This is a genomic window from Sphingobacterium wenxiniae (genome assembly GCF_900116225.1).
In the GTDB taxonomy this organism is placed as follows: Bacteria; Bacteroidota; Bacteroidia; order Sphingobacteriales; family Sphingobacteriaceae; genus Sphingobacterium; species Sphingobacterium wenxiniae.
This window is the reverse complement of sequence record NZ_FOZZ01000005.1, coordinates 139,254-165,796: the sequence shown is the minus strand read 5'-3', so window position 1 is coordinate 165,796 and position 26,543 is coordinate 139,254. Positions and strand designations below refer to the sequence as shown.

The window sequence follows — 26,543 nt, the reverse complement described above, 5'->3', positions numbered from 1 at the left end:
TTAGTTAACTAATTACGGTATATTCAAATACTTATGTGTCTGTAAAGAAATCTCCCATTGCGGATGCTCTTTGACGTAATCAATGATGAGCGGGGTCATTTCCGCAGCTTTAGACCACTCCGGTTGCAGGTATAGTTTACAATTCTTGCCGACAAAGCGCGCATGTTCTTCTGCCCATTGAAAATCGCTTTTGTTGAATACGATTACTTTTAGCTCCCCTGCAGCATTAAGCACATCGGGGCGAGGACCTTTGAATTTTTTTGGTGATAGGCATATCCAGTCCCAGTAACCGGAAAGCGTGTAAGCGCCAGAAGTTTCGATGAACGTTTGTATGCCGGCCTCTTTTAAACCCCGGGTTAGATAATCCAGATTGTAGATCAGTGGCTCTCCGCCGGTAATAACAACAGTTTTTGCAGGATATTTTTTAGCATTTTCGATGATTTCATCAGCAGGAGTCAATGGATGCAGTTCTGCATCCCAGCTTTCCTTCACATCGCACCAATGACACCCCACATCACAACCTCCTAAGCGGATGAAATAAGCTGCTTTGCCTGTGTGATACCCTTCTCCTTGTATCGTGTAAAATTCTTCCATTAAAGGAAGCAGACTTCCGTCCTCTGGGACTTGCCTTGCCATGTTGTGTGTTTTAAAAGTTATAGAAGAGAACGAAGTCATGGACGTGATGGAAGTAGTACTACTGAGGTACACGCGAAACGCATGCGCCAGCTAATGTAAACTCTATCACTATCTTCACTACCATAACCACCATCACTCTATTTTAAAGTTTGTGGCTTTAAGCTGTAAGCTATAAACCGTAAGTATCTGTATAATTTATTTAAGGCTTATTGCCTATTGCTATAAGCCTCATTTTAAATAAGTGGACAAAGATACGATTTTTTTAAATTCGCTGTCATAGTCACTATTACTTTGGTCGTAATTACTTTTTAGTAAAAATGATTTGTCTCACGTTTTCTCAAATCGTTATATAGCAAATGTGCTGGTCGTTACTTGGTAAGAGAGCAGAATTAGGCGAGGATCCAAAAAATGATTTGTATTGCCCTTTTGTATTCATGTAGATTTTTGGCTACAAAAATTTCATATTTGTAGAATATTTACTACATTTAACGTAGCGTTATCCTATGGAGGTCATCTATGAAATGGAGTCTGTGTCTAATTGTCCTCCTTTGTTCATCTATGGGTTATCTGTATGCCGATGGGTCAAAGGAGTTTTATGGAAATGGGAAAGGTAACAGAGCTTTCCTAGAAAGTGTTAATCCCTTGAATGATAGCCCTTTTGGGACATTAGGGAAGCATTATGTCTATGCGGAAGAGGGAGAGGTTATTGCTGTAGCATCCAGTGCACAAAATATGGGCTTGGGACGTATACGTGTAACTTCACCTTCAGGTAAGGTTTATAAAACATCAGCCAACAATGTGGGACGTATCATGGATAGGGGCGAGGGAACGCTACGTGCCGAGATACAGGGGCCACGAGTGGGGTACGATCCTTATGAAATAAAGGTTTCTTCTTCAGAGATTGGGATATGGAGCGTGGAGTTTTTTTCGCCTTTTGGTGAATATGCCATGTCCAATAGTGATTTTGATGTTCCAGATATTCCTGTTAGTAAGGACTGGGTTCAACCCACAATGGAATATGTAGTGGCCTGGGATGTCTCTGTAAGGGATAGTCAAGACAATCGATGGATTTCGGGACGTGTGTTTACTAATATACTAACGCTTCGTATACATTCAAAAAAAATGTCCAATGCAGAGGGAGCATTCCACGGAACAAATTATGTGCTGACAGATGATGGCCATGTTTACAGAGTACACGGTAATGGGAGTAACGGTATACATTTCTCTTATTTCGTTAACAATAAAGGTTTTTTAGATACAGAAGGCAATCCACTCTATAAGAGCATCAATACCTCAAAATACCACAATAGTATTCACAATCCTACAGCCGAAGATAGCGGAGGAAACGTAACACATAAAATGTTTTATACATTTCCTGATAAGGATATGCCAGCCTATGCAAGCGGTGCATTTCCAGGAGAAAATACTTGGCTTTACACGAAAAAGAGCAATTCTATCCGAATAGAAAACATAAGAATTGTTGGTATTGAAGGTACGGAGAATAAACTAGGTCGGAAAGGAAGTCTTATTTCTTTTGAGACGAATCAAGCAGGCATTTATAAGCTTAGTGTTGACCATGTAGTTAAGGCAGGTGCTGTGGCTCGGTTTGCAAAAAGGGAGTTTACAGTCCAGGCACAGGTTGGCCGTAATGAATATTTTTGGGATGGCTTGGATGGGGCGGGGAAGTTCATGTCAGAAGGTGGAAACTATGGGGTGGTAGTAGAGGTCGCTTCGTTAGGCGGAGAGGTTCATTTCCCATACTTGGATATGGAAATAAATCCTATGGGGATCTTGATTGAAGAGATGATTGAAGAAAATCTGTTTAAGCCTACTAAGGTGTATTGGGATGATTCGGAAGTCTCTGCCGGAAAGTCGGGTGAGATGTCTAAGCCCGTGGTAAATAAGGAAGGGATTTCCAGTGCGGTCAATGGACACAAATGGGGCACATACGCTGATACAGATATTAACTGGCTTTATTCCGGAAATGATAACTATGGGTCGTATAGTTTTGGAAATAACAAGGGGATGGATACTTGGGCTTTTACAGCACAAAGTATACAACGTGTAGAAAAACAAATTACGGTAAATGTAATGGATCTTGCGGTGGAAGAGATTCAACCAAGCAGCTTGTTGGTTACAGAAGGCGAGTCTTTTTCTTATACTTTATGGGCTAAGAACTACGGGCCTTCACAAGCAGAAGATGCAGTATTGATGATCCGTATTCCCGAATTGCTTACGTTAGAAGATGTAAAACTCTATTCTTCATGTGCCAGAGAAACAGATAAGGTTGCGGAGGAAGGTGTGTTAAAGTTACATTTGCATATTCCTGTCGGCTGTGAGGTACAATATGTTCTTCATGTGAAAGTGCCACAGGAGCTTGCAGAGGAATTTTATGGAGCTTTGCATTTGGAGGCGAGCCTGTTGCGTGATCTGGATACGACAGATCCAGATGCAACGGATGTTTCGCTGTCAATGAAAAATCGACGAAATATTTATGAAGATTGTACCGAAAATGGTCTTGGTAGAGGCTGTAATAATATTTTAGCAAATATGCAGGTTATGCTGGTAGAAGGTATGCCTGTGGTTAATGAGCCAGAAACAGAGGAGCCAGATAATCCTATGGTAGGTGGGCCAAATATAGGTAGGGGGATAATAGAATCCGCGTTCTTAATTCCGAATGTTTTCTCGCCCAACGGAGATGGTATAAACGATCGCTTTGTGATTGTTGGCGCTGAGAGCCGTGGGCCAGTGACTCTGGAAGTGTTTAATAGGCACGGTAAAAGGGTTTATTTCAGTTCGGACTACCAGAATGATTGGAATGGCGATTTAATAGAAGACGGGTCATATTTTTTGATCGTACGCGGACGAGACTTGGCCGGTAAGCAATTTCGCCGTAAGAGCCACTTGGTGATTATAAGGAAGTTGTATGCTGGATCATGATGGCACTTTCTTTCTTCAAGTTTATTCGGTATCTTTGTAGCTATTAATTTTTTTGTGCAAGCTCCGTAGCAAGGTAATTGTACACCTTGTGGGTTTGTATTTTATTATTCAACAAATTAAAAATCATATTCGTAGATGATTAACATTACATTACCTGACGGCTCCGTACGTCAGTTTGAAAAGGGAACAACAGCAATGCAGGTTGCCCTTTCTATTTCGGAAGGATTGGCCAGAAATGTGCTGGCAGCAGAAGTAAATGGCGAAGTATGGGATGCTTCCCGTGCGATTGAAGAAGATGCTTCCGTGAAATTATTGACCTGGAACGACGATAAAGGGAAATCTACTTTTTGGCATTCATCAGCCCACCTTTTGGCAGAGGCTTTGGAGGCCTTGTATCCAGGAATCAAGTTTGGTATTGGCCCTGCGATCGAAACAGGATTTTATTACGATGTAGACTTTGGTGACCGTGAGTTTTCTTCCGATGACTTCAAGCAAATCGAAGATAAGATGTTGGAGTTGGCGAAGCAGAAAGAAACCTTCGATCGCAAAGCCGTGTCTAAAGCTGATGCTTTAGCCTATTTTACCGATAAAGGAGATGAATATAAGCTGGACTTAATCAAAGATTTAGAAGACGGAAAAATCACCTTCTATACACAAGGTAGTTTTACTGACCTGTGCCGTGGTCCACATATTCCACATACTGGTTTTATCAAAGCGATCAAGTTGACCAATGTTGCAGGAGCATATTGGCGTGGTGATGAAACAAGAAAACAATTGACACGTATATACGGCGTTACATTTCCGAAAGCTTCCGAACTTTCAGACTATCTGAAATTCATAGAAGAAGCCAAGAAGCGTGACCATCGTAAGTTGGGTAAAGAGTTGGAGTTGTTCGCATTTTCGGAGAAAGTAGGGGCAGGTTTGCCGCTATGGTTGCCAAAAGGAGCAGCTTTACGTCAGAAATTACAGGATTTTTTACAGCGTGCGCAAGTTAAAGCTGGTTATGAGCCTGTGGTAACACCACATATCGGACATAAGCAATTGTATGTGACTTCAGGTCACTATGAAAAATATGGTGCGGATGCTTTCCAGCCAATCCATACCCCGATAGAAGGCGAAGAGTTCTATTTGAAACCAATGAACTGTCCGCATCACTGTGAAATCTACAAAACAAAACCACGTTCTTATAAGGAACTACCTGTGCGTTTTGCAGAATTTGGTACGGTTTACCGTTATGAACAGTCCGGTGAGCTTCATGGGTTGACTCGGGTAAGAGGATTCACACAAGATGATGCCCACCTTTTCTGTCGTCCGGATCAGGTGAAGGATGAGTTCAAGAAGGTGATCGATTTGGTGTTGTATGTATTTGGAGCATTAGGCTTTGAAGATTTTACGGCGCAGGTGTCGTTGCGTGACCCGGAAAATAGAGCCAAGTATATCGGTACCGATGAGAACTGGGATCTGGCGGAATCGGCTATCATTGAAGCCTCTGCTGAGAAAGGTTTGCCAACCGTGGTGGAATATGGCGAGGCAGCTTTCTATGGTCCGAAGTTGGACTTTATGGTGAAAGATGCTTTAGGACGAAAATGGCAGTTAGGGACTATTCAAGTGGATTATAACCTACCGGAACGCTTTGAATTGGAATATACCGGTAGTGATAACCAGAAACACAGGCCGGTAATGATCCACCGAGCGCCTTTCGGTTCGTTGGAACGTTTTGTCGCGGTTTTGATCGAGCACTGTGCAGGACAGTTTCCGTTATGGCTTGCGCCAGAGCAGTTTATCGTCTTGCCTGTGTCGGAAAAATATGAAGATTATGCAAAAAATATTTTAGAATCGCTAAATAATTCCGATATTCGCGGACTGATTGACCATCGTGATGAGAAGGTCGGTCGGAAGATTCGTGATGCTGAAGTCAAAAAAATCCCATATATGTTGATTGTAGGGGAGAAAGAGATGGAAAGTGGCACGGTTTCTGTTCGCAAGCACGGATCAGTCGAACTCGGTTCGATGAGTCCCGAAGAATTTAAAGAAGTATTAATTAAAGAGATAACCGTTTAATTTTTAAACATTTGGCATTAAAAAGACCCGGTGGTCCAAGACCACCAATGAGAAAGAAAGAACCAGAACACCGCATTAACGAACATATTCGTGTGCCAGAGGTACGCTTAGTGGGCGAGAATGTAGAACCAGGTATTTACCCAACTCGGAAAGCTTTGGAACTGGCTGACGAATTGGAACTTGATTTAGTGGAGATTTCACCCAATGCCGCTCCTCCTGTTTGTAGGATAATTGATTACAGTAAATTCATTTACGAACAAAAGAAGAAACAAAAGGAAATCAAAGCTAACGCAAAGCAGACCGTTATCAAAGAGATTCGTTTCGGTCCGAACACCAGCGATCATGACTTTGATTTCAAGCTGAAACATGCTATTAAGTTTTTGGAAAGTGGGGAGAAAGTACGTGCGTATGTACACTTTAAGGGACGTGCAATTGTCTTCAAAGAACAGGGAGAAATCCTTTTGTTGCGCTTTGCCCAAGCTCTGGAAGATTATGGTAAAGTGGAGCTATTGCCGAAACTGGAAGGTAAGCGTATGTTCTTGACTCTTGCTCCAAAATCAGCACCGAAAAAGTAGATAAGTGGAAAGTTATCAGCGATAAGTTGTAAGTAGATGATTTATACTTATCACTTGCAACTGATTACTTAACAACTGAATAAAAGAAATTCTAACAGATTGATATAAAAACAATTAGTATTATGCCAAAAGTAAAAACCAATTCCAGCGCGAAAAAACGCTTCAAATTGACTGGAACAGGTAAAATCGCAAGAAAAAGTGCTTACAAAAGCCACATCTTGACTAAGAAAGAAACTAAACAAAAACGTAACTTGACACAAACAAGTTATGTACATGATGCAGATATGGGCAACGTAAAACGTATGCTTGCTATCGGCAAATAAGTTTGATTTCAATTTAATAACAATAATTTTTTAACCGGGTATTAGGTCGTAAGTGTGCTGCAAAACGCAACGCCTCATACCAAACTAAATTTTAATTAATATGCCACGTTCGGTTAACGCAGTAGCTTCGAGAAGAAGAAGAAAAAGAATCTTGAAAATGGCCAAAGGCTATTTCGGATCAAGAAGCAAAGTTTATACTATTGCTAAAAACACAGTAGAAAAAGGTTTACAGTACGCTTACCGCGACCGTAAAACCAAAAAACGCGAGTTCAGAGCTTTATGGATTCAACGTATTAACGCAGGTGCCCGTCAACATGGAATTTCTTATTCACAGTTGATTGGTAAATTGAGTGCTAAAAACATTGGTTTGAACCGTAAGGTTTTAGCTGATTTAGCTTTAAATCACCCTGATGCTTTCAAAGCAGTTATTGACGCCGTAAAATAGAGTTTTGAACCGTTATCAATTCTGTTAGATATTTATAAAAAAGGAGCCTATAGGCTCCTTTTTTGTTTGCCAATTCTTTAAATTTGATCATTGAATTAAACTATGGAGTCCGTTATTCACTATTTTGAGCAGCTTAATCCTGTATGGGGGGCATTATATGCTTCTACCTTCACGTGGCTGATGACAGCTATAGGTGCTGCATTTGTCTTCTTTTTCCAAAAGGCTCATCGCGGTCTGATGGATGGTATGCTGGGATTTACTGGCGGAGTCATGGTAGCAGCCAGTATCTGGAGTTTATTGATTCCAGCCATGGAAATGAGCGAAGGCGATGGATTTTTAAAAGTGCTACCAGCTGTTGTGGGATTCCTTATGGGCGCAGGCTTTCTGTTCGCCTTAGATAAAATATTACCCCATTTTCATTCCAATTTTAAGAAAGTAGAGGGACTCAAGACTCCTTGGCAGAAAACCACCTTATTGGTATTGGCTATTACTTTACATAATATCCCGGAGGGTTTGGCCGTTGGCGTTCTTTTCGGTGGCGTAGCTGCAGGAGTACCTGATGCAACTATTGCCGGAGCGGTGACCTTGGCCTTGGGGATTGGTTTGCAGAACCTGCCTGAAGGTGTTGCAGTTTCTTTACCCCTGAGACGCTTAGGCATGAGCCGTCGCAAAAGTTTCTTTTATGGACAGATTTCTGCTATTGTAGAACCTATTTCTGCAGTGGTAGGAGCTATTGCAGTAGCTGCATTTACACCTATTTTACCTTATGCTTTGGCCTTTGCTGCGGGAGCGATGATTTTTGTCGTTGTAGAGGAAGTTATTCCTGAAGCCCAGCAGAATAAAAGCTCTGATATAGCTACAATCGGTTTTATCGGTGGCTTCCTATTGATGATGAGCTTAGATGTAGTGTTGGGGTAGTGCGTATGGCTTCTTCATTAGCTTAACAGTTAACCCCTCACTGGCACGAGTGTACTGCTCGTGCCTTAAATAAATAAGTAAAGGGCACACACACCATAGGTGTGCGCCAGCATGTGTCTCAGGTCGGGATCCGGACAAAAAACGAATAACTTGACGCCTATGTGAAAGCTTTCGGGACAGGCTGTCGAGATGATGAAAATTTTTTATTTTTAAACAGGCTATAAGATATTGAAAATATGAAAATGCTTGTTCGAAAAGTGATTGAAAAATTGATAACCTAACACGGACTCCGTTTATGAAAAGTATGATTTTGTTTCGTATTTATTAAGTTATCGACATTTATTCGAGTGGTCTTCGACACTGCTTCGACTTAGATAGGGCCTAGGTTCGGGAATGGTTATGGGTGTCAGAGTGGTCCTTGTGTCATTCTTCCGAAGTAAGTCCGCTATAAGACTCGGACTCAACACGGACTCAAGTCGGACTTACCACGGATTTATCTATACGCAGTCTCGAATATGTCCCGACCGAATCTCGACTCGTTATGGTTGCAATTTAGAACAAAATTTGCAACAAATATTCTCGCTGTCGTTGAGGTAAGGGATGTTTAGGTTATACTTAATAAGGTCATTAAAGAAATTTTCAATATTAAACTTCAGATGTTGAGCCTTCAATTTCCAACTAATTCTAGGGATATTTATAGTTGAGAAAGGAAGTGCGTGTGTTAAATTTATATGTTTTTATACTTTTTTATAGATTTTTTTTCTACAAAAAAATGGGTTTTTCCCTCTAAAATAAAGTTGCCGTTGCATCTAATATTTTGTCTTTATTTTCTTTTTGATAATATTTTTATGCTTAATAGGAATATGATGTTCCTTAAATTCTATTTTATATTATTTATCATATAAAAAAGTGATGTTTGTCACTTGTTTTGTTGATAGGAATATATTTTTTCTTTAATTCCTGTTGAAAAACATGCTTAAATATTCATTTAAAGAAAAGTTTAATTGTTAAAATATGTTAAAACATAGTTTTTATGACTGAATTTTTATTTTTATTTCTTTTAAAGATAAAATATTTTATTTAGTTAACACGGGTTGTTGAATAGGGAATAATTTGTGAATTAAATAAAAAAAATCTACTTTTATCCCCGTAGGGCGAGTCACACTTTGATAAGACCTACACTATGAAAAAATACCGTTGATGTTTTGCTGGTGGAAATGTACTGCATTTTCACCAGTATTACTGATACCTATTTGAATGTGTGTTATGAAAAAAGAAGCTCAAAATCCTAAGAAATGGGATAACCGGGGAATGGGTTATCTGTTTATGCTCATGGCTTTCTGTTGGTCACTGTTCCTGCCTGATTTGGCGAGGGGGCAGACCAAGACGGTGGCGAGTAACGTTGAGGCTCTGACGGAAAATAAACCAGGCATTTGGGGACGTAATCAGCCTACCGTCCAAAATCCGGGCAATGCTTCTTCAGATAATGGTGATTATGCCCGTGTCTGGGCAAGTCCCGGTGTGCTGCTTGGGGGAGGTTCATATACAGGAAAAATCGAACTAAGGTTCTCGAACCCGGTGCCGGCTAACCAATGGTCGTATGTACGGATTGGAGCAAATGATGGTCTCTTACGTGTTTTATTGGCCGGTTCCTTAGGAAATACTCTGGGAACTGTTGTGGGAGGGTTGCTTCTTGGTAATCAGGAATTTGAGGTGGATGTGCTGGATGGGACGACCTCCCGCTTAAAACGCTCAAATACCGAAGGCTTTACGACGGATAGGGTGCGTTTGGTTCTGGACGGTCAGGGCAATACGTATATTGCTGTACGTCCGGCATATTCTTATGACAGGATTCATCTAACGAACAGATCAATATCTGCTATTGGCTTGGGTGCACAGTATACTTTAGATGTCTATTCGGCAGTGACTTACGGTGCAGGTGGAACAAACTGCGGTCGTCCGTTCTTTACCTCTTTTGACGGAGGAAGCGGCATAGGTTTGACGGTTGCAGACTTTGATGACCAACATCTTAACCGTGCGATAGATGCTGATCCAAATTCTTATTCTCTTCTGAAATCAACCGGCGTGTTGGATCTTTCCGTTGCACGTGAGTTTTCGCAATATTTTTATTTTCCTACGACATCTTCTGAAAACCACAGTGTCAATATTAAATTGGACTTAGGTTCGGGAGGTGCTATAAATACCGATTTATTAGGCGGTATTGAAGTGGTATTCACCAAGTGGAATACTACGACAGCGGAGTATGACGTCGTATATAGACGTTCGTTACAAAGCAGTTTGCTGAATAATACAGATGCACTGGCCTTATTACAGTCCGGACAGCCTATTACGGCTACATTTGGTCCGGGGCGCGCGTTTGATCGTTTAGAAATTAAGTTAAATTCTACTCTTGGTTTAAGTTTGTTAGGCAATGGCGTGCGTATCTATGATGTACAGCGCTATAGCGGAGTGTCCGGTTGTATTAATCCAGAATTGGGGGCTGTACCTGCAGCTACGCCAGGTCCTTTGCAAACGCCTTCCTGTGCAACATCCCTGATTGATTTCGATAATGTGGACTTTGCACACAAAGCAGTAGATGGAAATAACGAAACCTTTGCAACACTACATGCCGATGCAGGAGGACTATTGGTTTCCGGACCAACATCCGGCTGGATTGAAATGGATATGGGCGCTGTTCTCCCAGCCAATAGGACGACTTATGTGCGCATCAACTATGATGAAGATGTGCTGAATACCTTATTGGGAGGAAGCTTAGGTAAATTGGTTACTGATTTGGCGAACAATCTTTTATTAGGTAATCAGTATTTTCAGATTGAAGCCAAGAATGGTGCTTCTACCACGGTTTTGGACAGAAGAAGTTCCAATGGTTTTGAAGGAGCTTCGTATATAGGAAATGGAACGGTAACCTTAGTACAGGATAATATTGGTCGTTTTTATCTGGCCATTACACCAGATGCAGACTACGACCGTATCCGAATTTCCAATCATGTAGTCGCACTTTTGGCTACCGGTAAGAAAGCATCACTGGATGTGTACAATGCTTGTTTTGAATTAGGAACAGATGTTTGTTTCCCAGCAAATTTCACTTCTTATACAGGAAGTGGGCTGAACCTGAGTGTCGGAGATATTTCGGAAGCCAAAGTAGTTAACCCTTACCGGGCAATCAGTGCTAATTCTTCCGAATATTCGGAGATTTCATTAGGTGTAGCTGCGATCGGTGCACAAGTATTCCAATCGGTTTATTTCAATCACCCATCACAGATAGGTGATTATGTGAAGGTTCGTTTGGCAGCACCTCCTTCTGTACTTGCGCTTGATGCAATAGGAAACTATCAGATACGGTTTTTTAATGGGGACCAGCAGGTAGAAGAACATGTATTATCACAGGGACTTATCAATAACCTGGACTTGTTAGCCTTATTCCAATCAGGTGGAGCAGTTACATTGGAATTTACACCGGCGGTTGTTTTCGATCGTGTGGATATTGGAATTCAATCGGTCTTGTCAGCTTCGTTGGCTACACCAACTTTGCGCTTGTACAATGTAAGTCGCCACGGTGTGCAATGTCCGGAAGTTCCGGGCGTATCGCCATTTGATAGTCCTGTCTGTGCGACATCATTGCTTGCTGCACATAATGCCGATGATGTACAGTATTTGTTTGATGATGATTTCGACAGCTTTGCCGTATTAAACTCAGGCGCCGGAACATTATTAGGACTGTTTGGTTCAAACAAAGAAGGCTTTGTGGAAATGGGCTATGACCATACGGTGCCTGCCGGAACAACCTCCTATATCCGTATTGATTTTGATCAGGATATATTGAACGGTTTATTGGGCGGTAGTTTAGGTAATGTTGTTTCCAGTTTGGTGAATGGGTTGCTATTGGGCGATCACTTCTTCGAGGTGGATGTCAAAAATAACAGCACTTCTGTTGTTTCCGCAAGTAGTGCGACAGCATCTGCCGGTGGTAATGACGCTATACGTGTAGTACGTGATGCGCAAGGTCGTTATTATATTGCTGTTACACCGGATCAGCCTTATACCTCGATACGTATTACAGCTAAAACTGCGGCTGCTGTTTCGCTACTGGCTACACCAAACACGATGCATGTGTATGGTATGTGCTATGATGCAAGTACTGATGTTTGTCTGGATGCTTTTGCGACTTCTTATGAATATACGGGGCTGAGCTTAAGTGTGAATGATCTTGGTGCTGCCGGAGTAACCAACCCGCATTACGCTATCAACGGTAATCCTACGCAGTATTCCGAAATCAGTAACGGGACATTAGGTGTTGGAACGTCGACGAAGCAATGGATATTCTTTAACAGTATGTCCAAAGCGGATGATGTGACAACGATCAGCTTCCGTACGCAAGCGAATGTAGCTACCGTTGATATATTAGGTAATTTGGTGATTCAGGCGTATGCAGGAAATGATCTTGTACATACGCTGGACTGGGGAACCAACGGTTTGATCAATGGCATAAACGTGCTACAATTGGTACAGAACAGTCAACCTGTTAACTTACCGTATACGCCGGGAGTGCCATACGACCGTATAAGCATTGGTGTGAAAACACTGGTGGGCGTAGAAGCTTTCCCTGCATTGCGTGTGTATAATGTACAACGGGAATGTACAGAGCCACGTTTTGTCGCTTGGAAATCTTTTGAAGTAGACGGTGATCCAGCTATCAAAACAGTTCAAGGTGGTGAAACCGTGGAATATACGATTCATGTGCGCAACACAGGAGCTGTGCCATTGGTTGATTTTACCGTGACGGATGTTATTCCTGCGTACACAACGTATGTTGACGGCTCTGCGGATACGGATGGTGGTGCTTACGATAATGGCACCAATACCTTAACGTTCTCTGGTGTACATGTCGGTGTCGGGGAGACCGAAACCTTGACCTTTAGTGTGGCGGTGGATGCTGATTTGACAGCGGTACCGGCCATCAGCAATGTAGCCTTGGTCAAAGAAAATCCAACGGATACCGGTACAGAGACATTCCCGCCAGATTCAGCTGATCCCAATGAACCGGATGATAGTGGCGATACAGGAACGGATATTCCTGTGGATGCTGTAAGCGATGTCACCACTTGGAAAGGCTATAGCATTGCAAACGGTCCTTCAACGACTACGGTAAGCGGAGGCGAACAAGTAACCTACACCATCTATATCCGTAATAATGGTAATCAGGATTTGACAGGAGTAGAGGTAGTAGATAAGATTCCTGCGGGTACGGCTTTCGTTTCGGCTACTAACAGCGGTGCTGTTAATGGGAATAATGAAGTTGTTTTTGAAAATATAGACATCGCTGTAGGTGCAATGGTGTCGGTAAGTTTTACAGTTGACGTGGCTAATAATCTGACCGGTCTTAAGGAAATCAGCAATGTTGCTTTCGTAGACTATGGCGGTACGACTCCAAAAGGTACGGTGCCTCCGGCAGATCCCGCTAACCCAGCCGATGGACCGGATGCTGCAGCAATGCCGGGTACACCGACCATCATTCCGGTGACGGATAATCTGTCTGTTGTTGCCTGGAAATCGTACAAAGTAGATGATGATGCCTCGGTTACTTCTGTAAAAGGAGGGGAGATTGTGGAATACACCATTCACGTGCGTAACACAGGGAATAAGCAATTGACAGGTGTTGTTATTGCTGATGAGCTACCTGCAGATGTAACCCATGTGTCGGGTGGTACATTGGATGGAAATATTGTTCGCTTTGGCGCAACTACGCCAATAACTATTGGTTTTGGACAGACAGTAACCCGTACTTTCAGTGTAAAAGTAAACACAGATTTAACCGGTGTGGATGTTATTTCCAATATAGCTACAGTAACTGGTACGGGGATTCTTACACCAGTGCCGACTACACCACCGCTGGATAATGAAAACCCGACAGATCCAAGCCCGACTCCGGGACCAACAGATATTCCGGTAGCCGATGATTCGAAAGTGACCTTTACGAAAGTGGGAGAAGATGCGACCGGTTTGAAAAAGATTACTGCTGGACAGACATTAACATATACACTAACAGTTGAAAATACCGGTAACAAAGCATTGACCGGAGTCACGATCACGGATCCGATGGATGCTATTCCGGATTATTTTGAAGATCAGGTCGAAGTTAACGGCGTTCTACAGACGGTTGTTGGTGGTACTGGCATTACCCATATTGTCGGTAATCTAGAGGTAGGCGAATCTGCAACGATTACCATTCAGGTAACGGCACAAGCTGCGCTGCTAAATAATGACCCTATTGTCAATATAGCCACGGTTACTTATACAAAAGAAGGTAATACAACAGTTTCAGAAACAGCTACGGAAACAGTTCTTTCGGATTGTGACCCTGTTTCGGCTGCTGATATTGTAGTTGCTCTGGTAGGTGCAATATGTGCAGGAGAACAAGTGGAATTGGATGCTGCTCTTGCTGCAGGCTCTGCTTTGCCTGCGGGTGCTGATTTTGTATGGCGCAGAGGATCGGATAGCGGTCCGATCGTACATACAGGAGAGACCTATACACCAACATTGACAACTGCAGGGACGCATACGTTCTATGTAAGTATCGAAGGTGGAAGAGCCTGTTTCCAAACGCCTGGAAAGGTGGTAACTGTGACGGTTAATCCACGTGCTACGGCATCAGACATTACAACCACAGATGATGCGCTTTGTGAAGGCGGATCTGTTGATTTGTCTACATTAGTGAGCAGTACTGTTGCTGAAGCTACCTTCAAGTATTATGCAGATGCAGCATTGACAACTGAATTACCATCGAACACGGTAACTCCGGCTGTCGGTACGCATGTTTACTATGTAACAGTGAGCGGTACGAATATTTGTGAAAATGCACCAAATACAGCGGCACAGATTGTTGTTACTGTTAGTCCACGTGCAGTAGCGACGGATATCGCTGCTCAAAACGAAACGATCTGCGAAGGTGATGAGAAAAATTTGGTAGCTTCGCTGGCACCTGGGGTAGCTATTGACAACCCTGTGTTTAGATGGTATACAGATGCTGATTTGACGACACTGGTGCATACAGGTGCAAGTTTTACACCTTCGCCTGCTTTAACGGTATCTACGACCTATTATTTAACTGTAAGTGGAACCGGTATTTGTGAAAACTTGCCGGCAGAAGCAAAAGAAGTTACCGTAACGGTAACACCGCGTGGTAAGGCTGAATTTATCCTTATCACTGGGCCGAATGCAGCCTGTGAGGGAGAAAACATAACGCTCAATGCTGCGTTAAATCCTTTAAATCCTGCAAACCCAGCTATCGTCAACCCTGTATTCAAATGGTATGCAGATGCTGCCTTGACACAATTGATACATACAGGAGCAGAACTTATTATGACGGCAAATACTGTCGGTTTAAATACTTTGTACGTAACGGTAGAAGGTGATAACTATTGTCCGAATGCTGTCGGAACAGCTCAGACACATGGAATAACCGTACATGAAATGCCGATAATCAGCTTGCCGGGTGGACAGACAAATTATGCTATTCCGGTAAATAGTGTATTGGATCTATCGGGCTATACCGTAACACCAGGTACAGCGACTGTTACTTGGTATGATGAAAATAACACAGTAATTCCTGTAGGGGATGTAGCCGTAAGATTAGCAAATATTTCTTTCGCTACAGAAGGTACGTATACTTTCCGTGTCACCGCCGAAAATGGAGGTGGATGTACAGCTTCTGAGATTATTACGATCACGGTATTTGATCCGGATAATTGTCCTCCGGAGATGGAGCGTGTGTACGCTTCATCTCAAAGCTGGGCTTCAGCCATTACGGGTGGAGTTTCAAATGCTGGACGAGCCGTCGATGGTAATGTGAAGACATACTCGACATTGACTACCGGAGTAGGGCTGTTGGGTATTGGTACCGTATGGCAAAATCTGAATTTTGGTCATACTGTACCTGCAGGAACACCTGTAACGATTAAGCTTGGTAAGGAATACAGCGGTTTAATGCTTGCCGGTGGTATTACTGTTGTCGGGTTAAATGGTAATGCCACTATCGGACCTCTACGGGGAGTACAAGGTGGAATATTAGACTTGTTGAATTCCGATAATGTAGTTGAGTTTACTTTTGTGCCAACCGATGGAAGTGGAATCCCACAACCTTATACAGGGGTGCGTGTAGTACAGGGCGCGCTGGTGAGTGTCGCACAGAACGCACGTTTATATGGCGCGTATTATACCATCGAAGGGGCAGTAGATTGTGACCCAATAGATAGCGATACGAATAAAGATATTCTTGACCTGTATCACGGGGTGCGTGATATTGGTTTGGGTGTAGCAAGTTCGTTGGCTACCGTAAAAGACCCATGGAGAGCAGTGGATAACGATCCGAATACCTTTGCGGAGATGTGGGCAGGAGCAGGGATTCTTAATCAAGGATTTATTACCCCGGTGTTCAAATCACGGAGTATGCCTACAGACTCTCTGCATATTACTTTGGCCATTCCGGGGCAGCCTGTGTTGAGCCTTAGTTTATTGACAAATATTAAAATACAACGCTATTTAGGAAATACAAAAGTAGGTGCTGAAATTCGTCCTTTAGATCAGAATATTTTAGGATTGCGCTTACTGGGCTTGATGGGCGATGGTTCACAGAAAGCTGTGTTGACTATTGCTGCCGACGGTCTGGTGTATGATCGGGTGGATATTGCTTATGATAAGTTTGTGTCCGTTCTTGGTGATTTTGTCAACATCTATGATGTCGCTGTCGCACCAAAAATTGCCAACGTATATGATGGTTCTATGAATTTTGAACTTTGTCCTTCGGATAATTTACAGATTCAAATGCAAGACGCCTGTACGACTTATGAAGTGTATGATCAATCAGGAACACCGTTGGTAACAACGGATAATTTAAACTTCGAATTACCATCGGGTATTCAGCCGGGGACCTATACGTTCAAGGTACGAGCCATGCGTTTTGGCTGTGCCGTCGGTCCTTTGGAGGAGATAACGGTTGTTATCAACGAGATGGCGGTCATAAATGCAGCAGGCCAACCTCAGGATCAGGAAGTAGCAGCAGGGGCTGAAGCAAGCTTCACGGTGGATGTCAGCAATGCTGCAAGCATTCAGGCGACATACCAATGGGAGGAGAGTACCGATGATGGTGGAACATGGACAGCGATTGATGGGGTTGCAAACCCAAGTGCTGTAGCATCAACATTAACGGTATTGGTGCCTGCAGATCAGCCTGTTGGGAAAATGGCGGAATACCGTGTGCAGGTGTCCTCCGATGAGGGTTGTGATGTGTTCTCTGCAGCAGCGGTCTTGAATGTCGTAAAAGATTACGGACTCGATGATGATGCTATTGTAAAAGCAGGACAGAACAATAATGAAAATGCGGTAGCAGGTCGTGAATATACTTATACGGTAACGGTAGAAAATAAGGGACCGTCTACGATTCTGAATGGTACGACGCTTTACTTCCGTGATATCGTGAGCAGTGGACAGACGATTCAGTCTGTAGACTTTGGTGGGGTGCATCCAACTGTAGGTATGAATGGACGCTTTGACCTGCAGATGGTCAACGACATTACTGCAGGAGCAACGTTTAGCTTTGATGTTACGGTGTTGGTGGATGCAGCTGCGCCAGATAAGATCAGCAATACCGTTTATATCTGGCAGGACGATCCGCAGACGGATGTCGACAATCCGGATGGAATAGCGGAAACACCGGAAATTGATGTGGATCGCGATTATGGTTTTGATGATGATGCCATTGCAAAAGTGGGTCAGCATGGAAATGAGAATGCGATAGCTGGTACACCATATACTTATACGGTAACGGTAGAAAACCAAGGGCCATCTACGATTCTGCATGGTACAACGTTGTATTTCCATGACGTGGTAAGTCCGGGGCAGACTTTACAGTCGGTGACTTATGCCGGTAATACGCAGTCATTAGGAGCTGACGGGTTATTCAGCCTGGCTGTTAACGGACCGTTGGAAGCCGGAGATAGCTTTACCTTTGATGTGGCCGTATTGGTCGCTGCAGATGCACCTGCTACGATTAAAAATGAAATTCAGCTTTGGCAGGACAATCCGGGAACGGATATAAATAATCTGGCTACACCAGATGCTACAGGGGAGACCCCTCCGATCAATGTTGATCGTGATTATGGATTTGATGATGATGCTATTAATAAAGAAGGAAATGGTGGAGCTGTCGCTGGTGAAGCTTATACATATACCGTGACTGTGGAGAATCAGGGGCCGTCAATTATTTTAGCTGGCACACCGATTTATTTCCGGGATGTGATCGGAACAGGTCAGACTTTACAATCCGTAAGTTATGCTGGTGTGACACAGAGTCTGGCAGCCAATGGTTTATTCCATCTTGAAATGGCTAATGATGTAGCTGTGAATGCGACATTTACCTTTAATGTTACGGTAATGGTCGATTCGGATGCACCGACATTTATCAGCAATAAAATTCAAATTTGGCAGAATAATCCAGGTACAGATCCTGATAATTTATCAACTCCTGATGGAGAAGATGAGACCGATCCGATTCCGGTAGATCGTGTGTCTAAAGTCAGCATTACAAAAGTAGCTGATCAGCCACTTGTAAAAGCAGGTGAAGAGACTACATTTACCTTGACGATTACAAATGTTGGCCCATCCGTGATGGAGGCTAATCGCGAGATTACGCTGAAAGAGCATCCGGGAACAGGTGTGACAATTACAGGTTACCAAGTTGTATCCGGTTCTGGTACAGTACAAGGTACAGGAAACGATGCTATCGTTACTACTACAGGTAAGATTGCTTTAGGAGAGAGGATTGTTGTTCGTGTGACAGCTATGGTTAGTGCGGATGCACCTGCTACGATTAAGAACGGTGTCGCAGCGTGGGGGCCAGATACACCGACGGCCGATAATCCAGACGATGAGGATGAAACGCCGGGAATCGATGTGGATCGTGAATCGAAAGTCAGTATTACGAAGATAGCTGACGAAGCTCGTGTGACAGCTGGAGAGGAGACGACATTTACGTTGACGATTACAAATGTTGGTCCATCGGTGATGGAGGCTAATCGCGAGATTACGGTGAAAGAGCGTCCGGGAACAGGTGTGACGATTACAGGTTACCAAATTGTGTCAGGTTCTGGTACAATACAAGGTACAGGTAATGATGCAGTAATTACTACTACTGATAAGATTGCTTTGGGAGAAACTATTGTTGTTCGTGTAACGACAATGGTTGATGAGGATGCATCAGATAAGATTACAAACGGTGTTGCTGTGTGGGGACCAGATACACCAACCACTGATGATCCAGATGATGAGGATGAAACACCAGAAATCGATGTGGATCGTGTATCGGTGATGAGTATTACGAAAGTGGCAGATGAGGCTCGCGTGAAAGAGGGTGAATCAACAACATTCACGGTAACAATCACCAACGATGGACCTTCGGCTATTGCGGTAGGTAAAGCAATTCGCCTAGAGGAACTTCCTGGAGAGGGTATTCGTATCACTGGATATCAGATGCTGAGCAATAATGCGACAATTGTAGGAACTGAAAACACAGCGATGGTAACAACGACAGCAGTTATCCCTGTGGGTGGAAATATCATAGTATCTGTAGAAGCAGAGGTAGAAGAGAGTCCAGATACACCAGAAACCATTACGAACGGTATTCGTGTCTGGGGACCTGATAAACCTACGACTGAAGATCCAGATGATGAGGACGAAACCGAACCTGTGCCAGTAGACCTGATCCGTATTAATGCGGTTGACGATTTTGCGGAAACAAAAGCAGCGGTATCGGTTACTATTGATGTGTTAGAAAACGATATAGCAGAGAGCGCTGCGATTGACCCAACGTCAATAGAGATCGTAACTTCATCTCCGGGTGCTACAATTGAAATCCTTTCTAACGGACAGATTGTATACACACCATCAAGAGACCAGATAGGCGAAGATACATTTACCTATCGTGTTAGAGATGTGAACGGTAGATGGAGTAATATAGCCACGGTTACTGTTAACATTCTTCCAAATGATTTGGTTATTCCAACAATCATTACACCGAATGGAGATGGTCGAAATGATAGATTGGTAATTGGAGGAAGAGAAATGTACGATCGTATATCGGTTACCATCATCAACAGATGGGGTAATGAAGTGTATCGTAATGACAATTATCAGGATGAGTGGGAAGGTAGAGGATTAAATGATGGCACATACTTTATATCTGTTAAGGCTATCCGCGGAAGTTCTACTACCGATGTGAAATCAACCGTATTGATAAAACGTAATTAATCGAAGATGAAAAGTTATAGCATAAAGGCGTCAGTGAGTTGTTTACTTATTTTGTTGGGATTTCAAGCGAAATCCCAGCAAAATGTGCAGTTCACGCAGTATATTTTTAATTCCATTAGTGTAAACCCTGCTTACGCGGGGTATAAAGAGGAATGGTTTGGGCAGTTGGGATTGCGTAGCCAATGGGCAGGTTGGGACGGTGCTCCGCGCACCGGCACCTTATCGGTCGATGGTGTATTAGATCCCATTAATAGGAGGCATGGTGTAGGTTTGCAGGTAACTGCTGACAAGTTGGGTGCGCAAGATGCCACCTCTATTTATGCAAATTATGCTTTGCGTTTACAATTGGACGGAGATGATACACAACGTCTGGCCTTGGGGGTGGCTGCTGGCTTTACCCAATACGGTTTGGATGGAAATAAGTTATTGGCGATGGATACTGAGGATGTGGTTGTGCCGGCAGGTAAAGTTACGACTTGGCGTCCTGATATCCGTTTGGGAATATATTATTATAATGCATCCTGGTATGCAGGTGTGGCAGTGCATGATATCTTCTCCGGAACGGGTAGTAATGAAGAGTTTCGATTTAACCAAAATTCCTTAGAAAGTCTTTATCGGAATGTCAACGCATATTTCATAGCAGGAGCTTTGTTCCAATTGGAGGAAGGTTTGTTGCTTCGCCCAAGCCTATTGGTAAAGGATGATTTTAAAGGTCCTACTTCTTTAGATCTTAATGCAATGCTTGTGTTTAATGACAAGTTTTGGATAGGAGGTGGTTACCGTACGCGTGCGAAAATCTTTGAACGAGAGTATTATGATAAATCGCCTACCAAGTTGAGTTCCATGAATGCTATCACAGCTATAGCCCAATTCTATGCGACAGAAAGGTTACGTATCGGCTATTCATACGATATTATGTTGAACCAGATGCGGGGATTACAACGTGGTACGCATGAAGTGACCTTAGGGATCACTTTTGGCAGATCGTTGCAGCAGATGTTGAACCCAAGGTATTTTTAGGCCTAAGCCCTTAATACATAAAAAAGAGAGCAATGAAAATAAAACATACACTATACATCGGTCTAGCGGGACTTCTTCTCTTCTCAGGAAGTATTCAGGCACAGGAGCAACCTACTTTGCGTAAGCGTGCTGACGATTTGTTTGCAAGGATGGAATATGCACAAGCATTGTCCATATACGAACGTTTGGTTCAAGGGAAGAAACCTCAGATTATCGATATCGAACGTGTAGCTCGTGGCTATTTGTTCTTAAACCAATATAAACGTGCTGAAACTTGGTATGCTCGCGCGGTGCAAACAGAAGGGCATTCTGCTGATGCCTTATTAGGTTATGCAGAAGCCTTAAAGCAAAATGGTAAGTATACAGAAGCGAAACAACAGTTTTTGGATTATGCTTCCCAGTATGGGGAATCGGAAAAAATCCAAAGGGAAATTATCGGTTGTGATTCGGCTGTGGTATGGATGGCTTCTCCATTGAAATACAACCTTAAAAACGAACAAGAGATAAATACCGATCTTGCGGAGTTCGGCGCTATCCCGACCAGTAATGGTGCGATATATGCGGCAGAACCGAAAATAGGAGGAGAAAAAAGCGGTATGACTGGTCAAGCATACCTGAAAGTATTTTCGGCTGCGCGAAATGCGGAACAGCTGACCCTTCCGAACGTTATGCCGTATAGTTTCAATAAGTCGCCATATCATGTGGGGCCAGCTATTCCGAATAAGGACGAAGATGTACTGTATATAACACGCACACACCCTGGAAAAGAAGTACAACGCTATAAAGCTGATGGTACCCGCTTTAGGAAACACAATCTAGAATTGATGATCTATCGGAATCAGGGTAGTGATTGGAGTGAAGAAAGCTTTGCGTATAATAATGTAGAACAATATTCCTTAGGGCATGCTGCCTTAAGCGATGATGAGGAAACTTTGTATTTTGCGTCGGATATGCCAGGTGGATACGGAGGTGTAGATATTTGGTATAGTGTAAAGAACAGTGATGGAAGTTGGGGGACACCGATTAATGCTGGTGATGTGGTGAACTCGACAGGAGACGAGATGTTTCCTACGGTTTATGGAGATACGTTATATTATTCCAGTGATGGCTTTCCGGGTATGGGAGGATTGGATATCTTCATGGCAGAGGGGAAACGTTCAACATTTAAAAACCGTAAGAATTTGCAATATCCAATTAATTCAGCCTCGGATGATTTTTCTTTTGTCGTGATGGCCGATGATGACGATGCATTCTATGGTTATATAGCTTCCAATAGACCGGGAGGGGTAGGGTCCGACGATATTTATTCGTTTAATTTTGCTAAACCTAAAATTCGTATCCTACTGAAGGGGATAACGTATGACAAAAAGACGAATGCAGTTTTGGGAAATAGCCGAGTTACATTATTGGATGCAAACGGCGTTGAAATTGTTGCACGACAGCTAAGCAATGCTGAAGGCACATTTGAATTTGAGCTAACAAAAGGAGAAGGTTTCAAGATAACCGCAGAACAGGCTGGGTATATGGGAGACTCCACGCAGGTGGCCGCAGTCTTGCCATTACAGGATACGACCTTGAATGTGGCTTTATACTTGGCTCCATTAAAGGAAAAAGGGGATAAAATTGTCTTGGAGAACCTGTATTACGATTTTGATAAGCACAACATCCGTCCGGACGCAGCGCTGGTTTTGGATCATGTGGTGAAAGTCTTACGGGATAATCCAACGTTGAAAATAGAACTTTCCAGTCATACCGATAGTCGTGGTAGCGATAGTTACAATATGAAGCTTTCGCAGCGGAGGGCGCAATCTGCGGTAGAATACATCGTTAGCAGAGGTATTGCTGCAGATCGGTTGGTTGCAAAAGGGTATGGAGAGACCCGATTGGTCAATCAGTGTGGCAACGGTGTGCAATGTACGGATGAAGAGCATCAAGCAAACCGTCGTACGGAAATTGAAGTAATAGATTTTTAATTCACAGTTTAGTTGGCCTATCCTAGAGCTAACATTTATGGTAGATGTCAATTCGGTGTTGCCTCCCCGGCAATGCCGAATTTTTTATGAGGTTCATGCGGGATATCGCATGAACCTCATAAAATTAAATACCCATCTCTTTTAAGATAAATTGCGCATGGTCTATTTTGTCTGCAATCCATAAAACATAGCGAATATCCACGCCGATAGAACGGCTGTAATTCTCGTTCCAGGCAAAGTCATTGATGGTAGCATCGTAAGCACGGTCAAAATTGACGCCAATAAGTTCCCCATAGGCATTCATGATCGGCGACCCCGAATTACCACCGGTTGTATCCATGTTGTATAGGATGTTTACCGGTACATCGTTGAGTTCTTTCTTGACATAAGAACCAAAATCTTTGGCCTGCCAAGCATTTTTGATAGATTCCGGGTAGATAAATTCCTCCAGACCGGAGTTGCCTTTTTCAATAATACCCTTGACTGTGGTAAAAGGAGACATATAAGTGGCGTCTGCAGGGCTATACCCTTTGATATTGCCAAAAGTAAGACGCAGTGTAGAATTGGCATCTGGGATAAAGTTTTTGGCTTGGAAAATCTCTTTCACCGCTACATAATCCCCCATCAAACGGTTAAGGACACCTTCTTTGCGTTTCTGCTCTGTGTTGAAAACGGCCATTTCCGTAGCTAAGTCCGCCTGAATAGACAGAAGTTCATCGTTATAGTTTTTAAGGCTATTTACATCCTTCAGCACTGTATTGAAGAGTGTTTCCTTTTGATTTAGTTTGGTTTTTTCCAAAGCTCCGGAAATGAAGTCGGCAGCAGCGTCTTTGTCCGTAAAGGATTTCTGTTGGAAGTATGCCAATTGGTTTGATCCCTCCATCAGATAGGCATCTTTAAACATGTGGGATGCGATAGTTTGGTCAACTTGAAGGTTGTAGCTAAGGTAGATGTTGTCTAACTGCTTCTTTACCTGTTCAATGTTCAAAGCAAAAATTTCCTCCTGCGCTTTTGGATTGGATTGCTTGATAATGGCATTTTTGAAACCATTGATCACCATGGCCGCACGTAATAGAATTGTGCTGCTGTACATGTTGTTGAACCACAGTTCTTTTTGCGCCTCTTTGAATACAGATTGGTAATGTTGGTCGATATCGGACATCAATGAACCGTATTTGGATTTCAGTTCCGCTTTGCTGTCAATAAACTGTGCCAATGCAGCATCTTCACGCTGTTTGTCGCCTAAGAGATTTAGGTTGTGCAAGCCTTTGAGCTTTCCACGGTAGTTCTTCATGACATTTGCATTGCGTTTGATACGCGTTGCTAAAGCCAACTGTACGGCAACGTTATCTTTTCCGGCCAACTCCATTTGTTGATTTTGGAAATCGTATAGTTCCGATGTATAAGGAAGCAAGAAGCGTTGCTGATACTCCATATATTGTGCTGGACGATGACGGAAAGTACGCCCGGGATAGCCTAGGATGAAAACAAAATCGTTCTCGTCAACGCCTTGTGGATTGACTTTGAGATGCTTTTTTGGTTTGTATGGTACATTTTCTTCCGCATAGGAAGCAGAAGAGCCGTCAGGAGCAACATAAGCTCTCAAGAAAGAGAAGTCACCTGTATGCCTTGGCCATACCCAGTTATCTGTTTCGCCACCAAATTCTCCGATATCCTGACGAGGAACATATACTAAGCGTACATCGGCAATGGTTTTATACCGAAATAAGACGTAGCTTTTTCCGATAAACATTTCGGACACTTCTGCCTGGATGGTTGAATCTTCCTCTTCGGCTTTTTTGGCAATCTCTGTGCGACGTTTATTGATGATGTTGATACGTTCTGTCGGATCACTGATATTCGCGACAGCACCCAAAATATCGTTGGACACATCCTCGTAAGAGTCCGTGATACGGATAGTTAACCCTTTTGCTTCGATTTCCTGTTCTAAGGAATTGGCAACGAAGCCATTCTTTAGGTAATTAAACTCAGGAGAGCTTGCCAATTGTACAGCACTGAACGCACAGTGATGATTGGTAATGATAAGACCATTGTCGGAAACAAAAGAACCTGTACATCCGCCAACTTGCACCAACGCATCTACTAAACCTACTTGTCCCGGATTGTAGATGTCTTTCTCAGAAATTTTTAACCCCGCACTCTTTAATCCCGCACGACTCAACTCACTGAGGGGAAACATGCCCTCATCCGGTACCGAAGCCGAAAAGTTAAATGTTCCCAAACCTAACAACAGTGCACACACAAAAGCACTTTTTGATTTTAATTTTACCATAATTCTTAAGTTATTGGTTTCAAAGATACGAATAGTATTGTAATAGTATCTTTCGGTCAATATCCTTACCTTTGTATAGTTAAAATTTATGGAATGACGCTCGTACAATTGGAATATGTTATTGCTGTGGACACCTATAGGAGTTTTGTCGCTGCGGCAGAGCATTGTTATGTGACACAACCAACTTTAAGCATGCAGATTCAAAAGCTGGAAGAATCTTTGGGAGCAAAGATTTTTGACCGAAGCCGACAACCAGTCGTGCCTACGGAAATAGGGGAAAAAATAATCAAGCAGGCGCGTGTTATCTTAACAGAAAGTAAGAAAATTGAGGAACTCTTACAGGAGGAGCGGGGCGAATTATCCGGTGAACTACGTGTAGGAGTCATACCGACTGTTGCTCCTTATCTGTTGCCGGAAATACTTCCTAACCTACTGAAGAAATATCCCAAATTACGTTTGCAGATTTGGGAATATACTACAGAACGCATTATCCGTGAATTGAAGCTTGGTATGTTGGATTGCGGTATCCTATCAACGCCGTTGCAGGAGGTTGGTATTGAGGAAACACCGTTGTATTACGAGACTTTTGTTGCATATGTGTCTGAGAAAAGTACCTTGTACCAAAAAAAGATAGTGACCGCAGACGAGATTGCAAAGGAGAAACTGTGGCTGCTAAATGAAGGACATTGTATGCGCGGACAGGTGTTGAACCTTTGTCATTATAAGCATAATCACGCTGCAGAGGCAACTTTTGAATACAATACAGGAAGCGTGGAAACGTTGAAACGCATGGTAGACATTAATTCGGGGGTCACAATTTTGCCCGAGCTGAGTATCTTAGGATATGATGAAGAGCAGATTAGCCATGTGCGTTATTTTAAAGCGCCAGAACCTGTGCGGGAGATTAGTCTGACCACCACACAAAACTTTGTGAAAAAACAAGCTGTGCAGGTGCTCAAAGAAGAAATTCTTGCCGTTGTTCCTGATCGTTTTAAGACGAAGAAGAAAAAAGAAGTTATGGGCTTTGAGTTATAGTCA

Annotated in this window: 12 protein-coding genes; 10 read left to right on the top strand and 2 right to left on the bottom strand. The window is 42.9% G+C overall.

Annotated features, from left to right (window positions below; all coding sequences use genetic code 11):
• Window positions 1-12: 12 nt before the first annotated feature.
• Window positions 13-636 (bottom strand): 7-carboxy-7-deazaguanine synthase QueE, encoded by a 624-nt coding sequence (locus BM375_RS08535; RefSeq protein ID WP_093365237.1) that lies wholly within the window; start codon window positions 634-636, stop codon window positions 13-15.
• A 516-nt stretch (window positions 637-1,152) separates the two neighbouring features.
• On the opposite strand from BM375_RS08535, the gene BM375_RS08530 reads away from it, so the two are divergent.
• The 9 genes from BM375_RS08530 (at window position 1,153) to BM375_RS08490 (ending at window position 23,212) form a co-directional block, all read left to right on the top strand.
• Entirely contained in the window at window positions 1,153-3,576 is a 2,424-nt protein-coding gene (locus BM375_RS08530) for a T9SS type B sorting domain-containing protein (protein WP_093365235.1), read from the top strand.
• A gap of 135 nt (window positions 3,577-3,711) precedes the next feature.
• Window positions 3,712-5,637 (top strand): threonine--tRNA ligase, encoded by a 1,926-nt coding sequence (gene thrS / locus BM375_RS08525; RefSeq protein ID WP_093365234.1) that lies wholly within the window; start codon window positions 3,712-3,714, stop codon window positions 5,635-5,637.
• A gap of 11 nt (window positions 5,638-5,648) precedes the next feature.
• Window positions 5,649-6,212, top strand: coding sequence for a translation initiation factor IF-3 (infC, locus tag BM375_RS08520; protein WP_093365232.1), 564 nt, complete (start codon window positions 5,649-5,651; stop codon window positions 6,210-6,212).
• Between the two features lie 122 nt (window positions 6,213-6,334).
• Window positions 6,335-6,535, top strand: a complete 201-nt coding sequence (gene rpmI / locus BM375_RS08515; RefSeq protein ID WP_093365231.1) for a 50S ribosomal protein L35 — start codon at window positions 6,335-6,337, stop codon at window positions 6,533-6,535.
• 100 nt (window positions 6,536-6,635) lie between these two features.
• A complete protein-coding gene (rplT, locus tag BM375_RS08510; RefSeq protein ID WP_093365229.1) occupies window positions 6,636-6,980 on the top strand; it encodes a 50S ribosomal protein L20 in 345 nt (114 codons plus the stop codon).
• A gap of 102 nt (window positions 6,981-7,082) precedes the next feature.
• Window positions 7,083-7,898 carry a ZIP family metal transporter gene (locus BM375_RS08505; RefSeq protein ID WP_093365228.1) on the top strand — a complete coding sequence of 272 codons (816 nt, stop codon included), beginning with the start codon at window positions 7,083-7,085 and terminating at the stop codon, window positions 7,896-7,898.
• Between the two features lie 1,266 nt (window positions 7,899-9,164).
• Window positions 9,165-20,219: an Ig-like domain-containing protein gene (locus BM375_RS08500; RefSeq protein ID WP_170852625.1), complete on the top strand. Its 11,055-nt coding sequence runs from the start codon at window positions 9,165-9,167 to the stop codon at window positions 20,217-20,219.
• Window positions 20,220-20,252: 33 nt separating this feature from the next.
• Window positions 20,253-21,239: a PorP/SprF family type IX secretion system membrane protein gene (locus tag BM375_RS08495; protein ID WP_244525855.1), complete on the top strand. Its 987-nt coding sequence runs from the start codon at window positions 20,253-20,255 to the stop codon at window positions 21,237-21,239.
• Window positions 21,240-21,271: 32 nt separating this feature from the next.
• The gene (locus BM375_RS08490; protein WP_093365224.1) at window positions 21,272-23,212 is read left to right on the top strand and encodes an OmpA family protein; all 1,941 of its coding nucleotides are present in this window, start codon (window positions 21,272-21,274) and stop codon (window positions 23,210-23,212) included.
• A 124-nt stretch (window positions 23,213-23,336) separates the two neighbouring features.
• Here the strand turns inward: BM375_RS08490 and BM375_RS08485 are convergent, their stop codons facing one another.
• Window positions 23,337-25,505 carry a S46 family peptidase gene (locus BM375_RS08485; RefSeq protein WP_093365222.1) on the bottom strand — a complete coding sequence of 723 codons (2,169 nt, stop codon included), beginning with the start codon at window positions 25,503-25,505 and terminating at the stop codon, window positions 23,337-23,339.
• Between the two features lie 93 nt (window positions 25,506-25,598).
• Between BM375_RS08485 and BM375_RS08480 the strand changes: the two genes are divergently transcribed.
• A complete protein-coding gene (locus tag BM375_RS08480) occupies window positions 25,599-26,540 on the top strand; it encodes a hydrogen peroxide-inducible genes activator (RefSeq protein WP_093365221.1) in 942 nt (313 codons plus the stop codon).
• Window positions 26,541-26,543 lie beyond the last annotated feature (3 nt).

Coding starts and splice junctions, on each gene's coding strand:
- BM375_RS08535 (WP_093365237.1), bottom strand. CDS start 636: ATGGCAAGGCAAGTCCCAGAGGACGGAAGTCTGCTTCCTTTAATGGAA.
- BM375_RS08530 (WP_093365235.1), top strand. CDS start 1,153: ATGAAATGGAGTCTGTGTCTAATTGTCCTCCTTTGTTCATCTATGGGT.
- thrS (WP_093365234.1), top strand. CDS start 3,712: ATGATTAACATTACATTACCTGACGGCTCCGTACGTCAGTTTGAAAAG.
- rpmI (WP_093365231.1), top strand. CDS start 6,335: ATGCCAAAAGTAAAAACCAATTCCAGCGCGAAAAAACGCTTCAAATTG.
- rplT (WP_093365229.1), top strand. CDS start 6,636: ATGCCACGTTCGGTTAACGCAGTAGCTTCGAGAAGAAGAAGAAAAAGA.
- BM375_RS08505 (WP_093365228.1), top strand. CDS start 7,083: ATGGAGTCCGTTATTCACTATTTTGAGCAGCTTAATCCTGTATGGGGG.
- BM375_RS08500 (WP_170852625.1), top strand. CDS start 9,165: ATGAAAAAAGAAGCTCAAAATCCTAAGAAATGGGATAACCGGGGAATG.
- BM375_RS08490 (WP_093365224.1), top strand. CDS start 21,272: ATGAAAATAAAACATACACTATACATCGGTCTAGCGGGACTTCTTCTC.
- BM375_RS08485 (WP_093365222.1), bottom strand. CDS start 25,505: ATGGTAAAATTAAAATCAAAAAGTGCTTTTGTGTGTGCACTGTTGTTA.
- BM375_RS08480 (WP_093365221.1), top strand. CDS start 25,599: ATGACGCTCGTACAATTGGAATATGTTATTGCTGTGGACACCTATAGG.